Raw genomic sequence first — 10,258 nt, 5'->3', positions numbered from 1 at the left:
GCGGCACCCCGCGCGGTGCGCGGGGTGCCGCTGCGGCGGTCGGAGCCGCCCGTCAGGCCGAAGCCTCCTGACGGTTCCTCAGTGCCAGGCCGGCAAGGACCGCCCCGGCCGCCGCGCACAGCATGACGGCGGCACCCGCCCAGGCCAGGCCGCCGCCCACGGTGCCGGCCAGCGGGTCGAAGGCCAGCGAGCCACCGAGGACGTGCAGGGCCACCACGCCCACCGCCGTGGCCGCGCCGGCCCGCCACACGGCCGTGGTGTCGCGCAGCGCCACGAGCGCGCCGACGGCGAGGCACGCCAGGGTGACCAGGAGGGGCAGCAGGCCGAGGGGGCCCGCCGACGACAGGGCCGTCAGGTCCTGCGGCAGGTGCAGGGCGCCGCTGACCAGCAGGGCGATCGCCACGGGCCAGCGCAGCGCGTGCCCGCGCGCCGCACTGCCGGCCGGTGCCGGGACGGGAGCCGGCGGCCGGGGCTTCGCCCGGCGGGGCGCGTCGTACGGCTCCCTGTACGTGGGCTCGTGAGGCTTCGCGTACGGCCCCGGCGTCGGCGCAGGGTGCGGCTCGGCGGCGGGTGCGGGCGCCTCGGCGGGTCGGGCGCGGTTCTGCTGCTCCGGCTCGCCGGGCGCGTCCCGGCCGAGGATGTTCACCAGCAGGGCGACGTCCTCGATGGACCGCCCGACGGCGGCGGCGCGCAGCGTCATGTCCGCCTCGCCCACCTCCTGCGGGGCGTCGCCCAGCAGGGTGACCATCCGTTCCACGTCCTGCACGGGCCGGGTCACGGCGGCCGCGCGCAGCGCCTCCTGTCCCGCGTCGGGCAACCGGCCGTCCTCCTTGAGGAGGCCCACCAGAGCGGTGACCTCCTCCACCGGGCGGCAGGTGGCGGCCGTTTCCAGGAGGGTCCGCATGCGCAGCGTGCTCGGCGCGTCGGAATCGTCCGGGACATCCGGGCCGGCTGGGGCGACCGCTCGGTCCGGGGCGGCCGGCTCCGGTGGGGCGTCGGGGGCATCGGGGGCGGTGTTGTCGGGGGTCCCGCGGCTGCTTTCGTGCTGCGTCGCCGAGAGAGTGATGGGGTCATTCATGGAAAGCTCCGTTCGCCGACGCGCGGGTCTAGGCAATCGCACGCCGGTCATCGTGCGTCATGGTGAGCGCACGCTTTGTTACATTGAGTGCCACTTCCGCCCACTGCGCCATTCGGGGCGGGCAAACGGGGGTCGCCGTGACGGGCCCCGAGGGGAAGGGCGAAGCCGTGCCCGACATGCGAGGGGTCCGACGCCGGTGCGCGCTGCTGCTGCCCGTCGTGCTGCTGCTGACGGGCGCCTCGGCCGGGCCGGAGGGACCCGTCGTGGACACCGACCGCGGTCCGGTGCGGGGCCGGACCCACGGGGCGTACAGCACCTTCGAGGGGATCCCCTTCGCCGCTCCCCCCACCGGCCCGCGCCGTTGGCGGCTGCCGGAGCCGGCAGACCGCTGGAACGGCGTACGGGACGCGGGGACGCCCGGCGCCCGCTGTGTCCAGCTGCCCGTACTCGCTCCCGGCGGACCGGTCGGCTCCGAGGACTGCCTGTACCTCAACGTGACCGCCCCGGCCGGCCCGGCGGTCCGGGCTCGGCCGCGGCCGGTCATGGTCTGGTTCCATGGCGGAGGCTTCTTCAGCGGCTCCGGAGACGCCTACCGGCCGGACCGCCTGGCCGTCCAAGGTGATGTGGTCGTCGTGACGGTCAACTACCGGCTGGGCGTCTTCGGGCTGTTCGGTCACCCGGAGCTCGGCGGTGCCCCCGGCTTCGCCCTGGCCGACCAGCGGGCGGCACTGCGCTGGGTAGGGGCGAACGCGACGCAGTTCGGCGGGGACCCGGGCAACGTCACCGTCTTCGGCGAGTCGGCGGGCGCACTGAGTGTCTGCGCACACCTCGCCTCGCCCGCCTCGGCCGGCCTCTTCCACCGGGCGATCGTGCAGAGCGGCTCGTGCTCGACCGCGGCACCGCCGTCGGCACTGCTCGCGGACGCCGGGACCTACGAGCCCTTCGTGCCGGCGCGGCGCACGACCGAGGAGGGCGCCCGCGCGGCGGCCCGGCTCGGCTGCGACCGGCCCTCGGGCGTGCTGGACTGCCTGCGCGCACTGGACGCCGGCACCCTCGCGACCGCCGACCTGATGCAGCGTTTCTCACTGGTTCCGTACGGCGACGGCACCCTGCCGACGGAGCCGCGCCGTGCGCTGAAGGCCGGACGGTTCCACCGGGTGCCGGTGGCACTGGGAACCACGCGGGACGAGATGCGGCTCTTCCTGGCCCAGACCCTGGCGGCGTACCCGATCGGGGACGAGAACGCCTATCGGGCCCGGACCGAGCGGTCCTTCGGGGCGGAGACGGCCCGCGCCGTGGAGGCCGCGTACCCGGTGTCGGCGTACCCGACCCCCGCGATCGCCTGGGCCACCGTACTGACCGACGCGTCGTTCATCTGCCCGACGCTGCGGGACGGCGCGGCGCTGGGGCGGCACGTGCCCACGTACGGCTACCGGTTCGACGACCGCGACGCACCCGACTTCACCGGGCTGCCGCCGGTGCCGGGGCTGCCGCTCGGAGCGGCCCACGGCTTCGAGCTGCCGTACCTGTTCACCCTCACCCCACTGGCGCGGCCACAGCAGCGACTCGCGGACCGGATGGCCGGCTACTGGACCGCCTTCGCCCGGACCGGCGTGCCGACGGCACCCGGCGCGCCGGGGTGGCCGCTGCTGGGCGTGCCCGCGCGGCTGCTGTCGCTGGCTCCCGGCGCCGACGGGATCCGCACGGTGGACGGGCGCGCCGAGCACCACTGCGGCCTCTGGGACGAGCGGTGGCCCGGTGTCACCACTGCTGAGTGAGGACCTCCTGCTCCGCGGTGCGCAGGGTCAGGGTGCCGTGATCGCCGTAGATCTCGCGGCGCCACCGCGTGAACAGGGCGGCGACGGCCCGTGCGTCTCCTCATCCGTCGTCGCGTCCAGGTCGCAGTCGGCCGGTGCCGGCGTGCTCACCCCGGTCTGCTGCGCTGCGGTCCGGTCCGCCCCGGTGGTACCGCACCCCGCCAGGACCGCGCACAGGAGCCCCGCCACCGCCAGGCGTCCGGCCCCGGACACCGCTGTCTTCGTCATCGCGTGCATCCCCCCTCGGGCTCCAAGAGGTGTTCACGCGCGCAGCGGTTCCCTCCGACCCCTCGGCCGGGGCCCGGAAGGCCGAGGCGCATCCGGGCCGGGGACCGGCCGCCGGAGACCTCACGGCGCTGCGGGCCTACTTGCGGTCGGTGCGGCCGTCCACGACGCGGCGACCAGGGAGCGTTCCGCCGCCGCCAGGTGTGTCGCCGCGGCCAGCCAGGCCCAGGCGTAGCCGTCGGACGAGGGGTCGGCGAGCCGGCCGAAGGCGTCGCGCGGGCGCCGGTCGGCCTCAGCCGCGAGGGCGGCGGCCAGGTCCGCCGCGCTGGTGAGCCCGGCCCTGCGGAGCGGACCGTACGCGGCCGGCGGCGCCGTGCCCCGGGCCGCCTCGGCAACGGCGCGCCGGCCGCCGGCGACCCCGGTCTCAAGGAGACGGCGCACCCGCCACAGCGGGGAGTCCGCCAGCGGGTCCGGCGCGCCGGCCGCCGCCACCGGGCCGAGCTCGGGCGCGGGACCGGCGGCGTCCGGCGGGGGGAAGTGCTCGCCTTGGAGGCGGTCGTAGCCGAGGTCGGCCCGTGCCAGCCACTCCTCGGGCAGCCGCAGCGTGTACGGCTCGCCGGGCACCGGGCCCACCGCCACCGGGCGGAGGGTGGCGGCGCGGCCGAGATCCGGACGGCCCAGGACGCGCAGCCGCAGTCCGGGGTACGAGGCGATCCGCCGCAGGTTCTCGGTGTGCCGCAGCTCCGGGTGCGGATGCGCGGGCAACAACCTCAGCAGGGGCGCGTCCGGCCGTGCCTCACGGACGAGGAGGTGGTCGCCGGCCGGCCCGGCCACCACGACGTCGCAGCCGATCAGAGCGGTTTCCGCGTCGGCCGCCTGGGCCGGGTCCGCCAGCAGCGCGGCGACGGCCTCGGCGGCGGGCCGGGCAAAGAGCGCGGCCGCGGGCCCGTCGGCCCACGCGGCGCCGGTCAGCGGGGTCGCCTTGACCCCGCGTCCGGCGCCGAGCCGGCCCTCCGCCGAGACCGTCGCGCCGACGATACTCAGGCCGCCCCGGGCGAGTCCGGCGTGGTCGAGGGTGGCGCCGCCGAGGGCGACGGAGGCGCGACCCGCCCCACGGGCACGGGCCAGGCCTCCCGGTCGGACGTCGGAGATCGAGTAACGGGAGCCGTCCGGGGCGAGCAGGTGGGTGACGACACCGCCGTAGCCGGTGGCCGAGAGCACCGGCTCGCGGCACAGTCCGTGCACCCGGAGGCTGCCGCCCGCCGTGTAGGCGCGCCGGGAGGTACCGGTCAGGGCCGGATCTGCCGTACCGGAGGCCAGCACCCCGGCCGTGTGCAGGAGTTCGCGGAAGGATCCGGTGAGGTCGCCCAGCCGGTGTGCGGTGTGGCGTTCGCGGGCCGCGCGCAGGCCCCGTACGACGCGCAGGGCGGCCGCTTCCGCGCGGGGCAGTCCGGCGAGGCGGGCGGTGTGCGCGGCGCGCAGCAGCTCGGCCTGGACGACGGCGCCGCCTGCGGTGACGCCCGCCGCCAGGGCTTCGGCCGCAGCATGCCAGAGCGCGGCTGCGGCGCCGAGCTGTGCCGGTGTGAGGGCCGCAACGGGCTCGGCGGTCGGGGCGGCGCCGGCGGCGGGCGGCGCCGCCGCCTCGCGCGCTCCCGCGGCCACGGCACCGGCACCGGCACCGGCACCGGCACCGGCACCGGCACCAACGATGGCGACGACCGCGTCCGTGTCCGGTTCGGGCTTCGGCGGTACCGCGTCCGCGAGCGGGGCGGCGCCCAGCGCCGCGGCCCGGTGCAGGCACCGGGGTGCCAGCAGGCACGTGCAGGTGGCCTGTCCGGCCTCGGTCACCGTCCCCGACGGGCCGGGGCGCAGGGTGACGAGGGCGTCCGCGCCGAACCGGAAGGCGACGCTTCCGTCAGCTGCGCGGAGGGCGGCGTCCGCACAGCCGGCGGTGGCGTCGTCCAGCTTCTTGCGTAGCCGTGCCGTCAGGTTTTCGACCGCCTCGGCGAGTACCTCGGGTGCGACGGGCGGCAGTGCGGTGCTCAACGGGACTCCCCACGGAGGCGGTCGCCCACCCAGCGGGCGAGGGCGAGAGGGCTGAGGGCGGCCACCGGCATGCCGGCCGCGACGAGTTGCCGGGCGACCGGGACCGAGTAGCGGGGGTGGCCCGTGTCGTCGAGCGCGGCGCAGCCCATCAGGTGGGCACCGGAGGCGGCCAGCGCGCGGACCTCGCCGAGTAGGCCGCCGATCGGAGCGCCCTCCTCGAAGTCGCTGACCACGACGACGAGGGTGCGGCTGGGGACGGTGATCAGGGAGCGGGCGTGGGCGAGACCGGCGGCGATGTGGGTGCCGCCGCCGACGCGCACCTCCAGCAACAGCGACAGCGGGTCCTCGACCCGGTCGGTGAGGTCCACGACCTGGGTGGAAAAGGCGAGGAAGTGGGTGGACAGGGTGGGGACGCCACCCAGTACCGCCGCGGTCAGGGCCGACCAGATGACGGAGGCCTCCATGGAGCCGGACACGTCGACCACCAGGACAAGCCGCCAGTCGGCCTCGCGGCTCGCCCGGGTGCTGAAGACGGGCCGCTCCGGCACGACGACCACCGTGCCGTCGGCACGACGGCGGGCGTGTGCGAGGTTGGCGCGCAGGGTCCGGGCGAGGTCGAGCGCACCACCCGGGCGTCGGGTGGGACGGGGGGTGCTGAGCCCGGACAGGGACGGGCGCAGCCTGGTGGCGAGCTCTCGGGAGAGCTCGTCGACCAGCCTCTTCACCAGGGGCCGGAGACGGGCGAGTTGGGCCTCCGGCAGGCCGCCGGCGAGGGACAGTACGGAGCTCAGCAGTTCCACGGAGGGCCGTACGGCCGCCGGGTCGAGTTGGGCGAGCACGTCGGTGCGGCCCGCGTCGGCGGCACCGGCCAGGACGTCTTCCCGTACGTCGGCGCCGAACAGCGCTTCGAGCTCCTGCGACCATGCGCGGGCGGTCGGGAAGGAGGCCTCCTGGCCGCCGCCCCGGCCCGGCCCCCGGCCGGTGCCGAGGTCGCCGGCGCCTTCGCCGTGTCCCGTGCCGTACAGCTCGTCCAGTGCACGGGCATAACGGCGGGCGCCGGCGGGGAGCCGGTCGCGTTCGCGGCCGAGCAGCAGCCGCCAGCGGTCGGCCGGGGCGAGCCGGCGCTGCCCGGCGTCGGACCCGGAGGTCCGGACGGGCGGTGCGCCGAGGGCGGCCGAGTCCGCGGCCGGGACCGCGGGCAGGGCCGCGGCCGGGTCCCGCGGCGGGGGCAGCGGGAGGGCCTTGAGTGCGGCGAGGCCCGCGGCATCGGCGGCGGCCCAGAGGCCGAGCAGGGCGGGCGGGGCGTCGAGCGCGAGGTCCACGCGGTCGCCGAGACGTTCGGTGACCGTGTCCAGCAGCCGGTCGCGGGCAGCCGGGGCGAGGGCGTCGAAGCCCCCGCGCAGGGCCGGGAGCCGGTCGAGGAAGTCCTGGTCGGCGAGGTGGTCGACGCGGTCGAGGAGCGGCGTGAGGGCGGCCGGGGAGGACTGCAGCAACGGGCCTGCGGCGGTGAGGAGTCCGGCGAGCCGGCGGGACAGCGCGCGGCGGCTGTCGGCGGTTCCGGCGCCGTCGATCCACCCGGCGGCGCGGTCGCCGAGCGCCCCGGCCGGGTCGAGGTAGAGGAGCACCCGGACGGCCTGGGCCGCGCCCTGCATCAGCGGGGACGCGGAGGCGGCGAGGGCGGCGAGCGCGGCGTCCGTGCGCAGCCCCAGGTGATGGGCGGCGGCCCGGTCGGCGAGGGCCACGAGGGCGGCGGCGTCGGACGGCTGCTCGCTGCCGGCGAGGCCGGGCAGGGACCGCACGGCGGCGTCGAGGAGGTCGTCGGTGAGGGCGGCGCAAGCGGCGCGGGACGCGGCGGAGGTGCCGGGGAGGTGGCCGCGGTGCAGGGCTTCCAGGAGGTCGAGTGCGTCCAGGAGTTCGGGCAGGGCCGCCGTCTGCGGCAGGACGCTGGCCGCCTCGTGGAGGCGTACGTCGACCAGCTCGGGCAGATCGCACCGCGCGGCGGCGGCCAGACCGGTGAGGATCTGCGTCGGGGTCGGGCCGCCGTCGGCGGCGGCCCGGCGGGCGTCCTCGCCGAGCGTCCCCGCCGCCGCCTGGGCGGCGGTGACGCCGCGCACGCCGGTGAGGTCGAGCCGGGCCGGGACGGAAGGCGTCCAGGAGAGCCGCCATCTGGTGCCGAGGGCGGTGCCGTCCCCCGTGGCGGCGACGGTGAGGGGCTCTCCGTAGGCAGCCCCGCACACGAGGAGCCGCTGGAGGAGGACCTCGCGCCGGCCGTCGAGGGCGGAGCGGAGCGGGTCGAGGCGGATCTCGCGGGGCGCGGGATCCGCCGGGCACGGCAGGCGCAGCTCGGCGAGTTCGGCCTCGACGGAGGGGCCGAGGCCGGAGCGGGGGGCGTGCGGGGTGATCCGCCCGCGGCCGGTGCCGACGAGCACGGCTTCGAGGGCCTGGGCCAGTGCCCGGCCGCGGCCGAGGGGTTCGCCCTGGCCGAGGACGGTGGTGACGGCCTCGACGAGTTCTCCGCGGCCGGGTGCGGGCAGCCCCCGCAGGACGGCGAGGTCGCAGGCGAGCCGCAGGGTCTCGGCGGCCTCACCGGTCCCGGCGGTGTGTCCGGCCCGGCGGAGTTCCCGGCACAGGCCGGTGACGGCGTGCGAGGCTGCCTCCCTGAGCCGCTCGGGGTCGCCGCCGGCTTCGAGGACGGCCTGCTGCCAGAGCGGGTCGCGGATGCCGGCGGGGTAACCGGAGCGGGAGTCGAGCAGGTCGAAGGAGTACGGCACGAGGGAAGTGACGGCCGCTTCCCCGCCGCTCCCCCGCCCGGAGGCCTCGCCGACCGGGCCGCGGCCGGGGGTCGGGCGTCCGCCCGTCGCGGAGGGCCCTGCGGGCGGGGCGCCCGCACCAGCGGCCGATCCCGGGCCGGTGCTGCCGCTCGGAGCGGTCCCCGAGCCGAGCGCCCCGGCGCCGCCGGGGGTGCCTTCCGTCCCGGTGGTGGAGCCGGCTTCCGGGGCGGGTTCGTCCCCGGCGGCCGGCGCCGTGACGGCCGTGGAGTTGCCTTCGGGGCCGAGGAGGGCGGGGGCGTGGAAGGAGCCGATGACGGCGGCCACGCGCCGGCCGCCGGCGATGGCGCCGGCGATCACGGCGTGCATGTGGGCCTCGCGGGCGAGGTCCCGGGCAGGGACCGGGCCGTCCTCGCGCAGCGCCCAGCCGACGCCGAGCGCTGCGCGGCGTACGGCCTCCGGGCTGCAGCCCGGGGCGAGGACCTCGACGGCACGGTCCCACAGGTCGTCGCCGTCACGGCCCGTGCCCGCGGCGGTGAGGGCCGCGGCGAAACCGCCCGCGGGCCGCGGCGCGCCACCGGATTCCGCGGCTGTGTCCGTCCGGGTGGCCGTGCCCGTGGCCCGGACCGGGACCGTACGGGAGGCCGCGTTCGAGGTGGCGTCCGCCGCCCGGGGCGAAGCCTCGGGCACGGTGTCGGGCCGGTCTGCGGGTGAGGAGGGGTGCGGGACGGCGGGGCGGGGGGTCCAGCCGGGGTCGGACAGCGGGAGGTCGCAGCACAGGACGACCGCGCCCGAACGGCGGGCCCAGCGGATCGCCGCCAGTTCCGGGGAGAAGTCCGCGAACGGGTAGAAGGCCAGGCGTCCGTCCTCGCCGCTGCCCGCGAGGGCGACGGGCGCGACGGTCTCCGGGTCCGCCAGGTGCTCCACCCAGTTCTGGAAGTCCGCCGGGAGCTCGACGCAGACCGCGTCCGCGCCGGATGCGTCCAGCAGGGCCGGTACCACCGCGGCCAGCGCGGGGCTGTGGTGCCGTACCCCGATCAGGAAGGGAGCGCGGGCCGCGGCGAGCCCATCGACCGCGGTCCGGGGGTCGGTGTGCGTCAACGCAGGCTCCCGCGCAGGTCCCAGAGACGGCGCCACATCGCCGAGCCGTCCTCGGCCCGGCGCCGGACCGGGCCGTCCCAGTAGCCCAGCAGCCGTGCGTGGTCGGCGGGGTCGTCCTTGCGGACGACACCCAGCAGGTGCCCCGGCAGCAGGTCCAGCACGTCGCCGTCCGGCAGGTACGCGGCGGCGACCCCCAGGGAGGCCGCCACCTGCACGGCTTCGGCGGTGGACATGACCGTACCGGGGCGTTCCACGTCCCAGCCCTCGGCGGAACGTCCCGAGCGCAGGTCGCGGAAGACGGTGACGAGTGCGTCGAGCACCGCGTCGTCGACTCCGAAGGCGGCGCCGGCCCGCTGTACGGCGGCGACGGCCTGACGGCGGATCAGTACCGCCTCCGCGTCCGCGTCGGCGATCGGGGCGACGGTCTCGAAGTTGAACCGCCGCTTGAGGGCGGCGGACATCTCGGAGACGCCGCGGTCGCGCAGGTTGGCGGTCGCGATGACGGTGAAGCCGGGGGCCGCGCAGACCACCGCGTCCTCCGTGGCGGTCAGTTCGGGCACGCTGACCCGGCGGTCCGACAGGATCGAGACCAGGGCGTCCTGGACCTCAGGCAGGCAGCGGGTGATCTCCTCCACCCGGACCACGCGCCCGGTACGCATGGCGGAGAGGACCGGGGAGTCGACCAGGGCCTGGGGGGTGGGGCCCTGCGCGAGCAGCAGCGCGTAGTTCCAGCCGTAACGGAAGGCGTCCTCGGTCGTGCCCGCGGTGCCCTGGACGGTGAGGGAACTGGTGCCGCAGACGGCGGCCGCGAGTAGTTCGGAGAGCATCGACTTGGCGGTGCCGGGCTCGCCCGTGAGGAGAAGTCCGCGCTCCCCGGCGAGGGTCACCACGCAGCGTTCCACCAGGGCGCGTTCACCGACGAACTTGGGCGTCACGGTGAGCTTGGCCGGGAGGCCGGCCCGGCGCCCGGGCAGGGTCAGTTCGGTTCCGTCGCTGCCGCAGACGAAGGTGACGACGGCGCGCGGGGTGAGTGCCCAGCCGGGCGGCCGGGGGCCGGAGTCGTGGGCGGCGAGGAAGGCGAGCTCGGCGGCATGGCGCTCCTCGGCGGGCAGCACCTGCCGGGCGGCGGGGGCGGATGGGGCGTTGACGGTCATCGGGTTTCCTCTGCACGGGTACGAAAGGGGTGGTGCGGTGCCGGCGGGGCCCACCGGCGTCCGGTGGGC

6 protein-coding genes are annotated in these 10,258 nt (G+C 77.3%); 1 reads left to right on the top strand and 5 read right to left on the bottom strand.

What is annotated here, in order from left to right; all coding sequences use genetic code 11:
* Positions 1-52: 52 nt before the first annotated feature.
* Positions 53-1,078 (bottom strand): hypothetical protein, encoded by a 1,026-nt coding sequence (locus tag ACFW2G_RS32450; protein ID WP_384583927.1) that lies wholly within the window; start codon positions 1,076-1,078, stop codon positions 53-55.
* A gap of 176 nt (positions 1,079-1,254) precedes the next feature.
* Between ACFW2G_RS32450 and ACFW2G_RS32445 the strand changes: the two genes are divergently transcribed.
* A complete protein-coding gene (locus ACFW2G_RS32445) occupies positions 1,255-2,856 on the top strand; it encodes a carboxylesterase/lipase family protein (protein WP_384583999.1) in 1,602 nt (533 codons plus the stop codon).
* Positions 2,857-2,883: 27 nt separating this feature from the next.
* On the opposite strand, the gene ACFW2G_RS32440 is transcribed toward ACFW2G_RS32445, so the two are convergent.
* From ACFW2G_RS32440 to ACFW2G_RS32425, 4 genes are all read right to left on the bottom strand, one after another.
* Positions 2,884-3,123: a hypothetical protein gene (locus ACFW2G_RS32440; protein ID WP_384583930.1), complete on the bottom strand. Its 240-nt coding sequence runs from the start codon at positions 3,121-3,123 to the stop codon at positions 2,884-2,886.
* A gap of 120 nt (positions 3,124-3,243) precedes the next feature.
* Positions 3,244-5,166, bottom strand: a complete 1,923-nt coding sequence (locus tag ACFW2G_RS32435; RefSeq protein WP_384583933.1) for a hypothetical protein — start codon at positions 5,164-5,166, stop codon at positions 3,244-3,246.
* A complete protein-coding gene (locus ACFW2G_RS32430) occupies positions 5,163-9,035 on the bottom strand; it encodes a DUF5682 family protein (protein WP_384583936.1) in 3,873 nt (1,290 codons plus the stop codon). Before ACFW2G_RS32430 ends, ACFW2G_RS32435 begins: the two co-directional genes overlap by 4 nt.
* Complete coding sequence (locus ACFW2G_RS32425) at positions 9,032-10,189, bottom strand: AAA family ATPase (protein WP_037917330.1); 1,158 nt, start codon at positions 10,187-10,189, stop codon at positions 9,032-9,034. Before ACFW2G_RS32425 ends, ACFW2G_RS32430 begins: the two co-directional genes overlap by 4 nt.
* Between the last annotated feature and the right edge of the window lie 69 nt (positions 10,190-10,258).

This window comes from Streptomyces sp. NPDC058880 (assembly GCF_042742535.1).
Taxonomy (GTDB): Bacteria; Actinomycetota; Actinomycetes; order Streptomycetales; family Streptomycetaceae; genus Streptomyces.
This window is presented reverse-complemented; position numbering and strand designations above follow the sequence as displayed.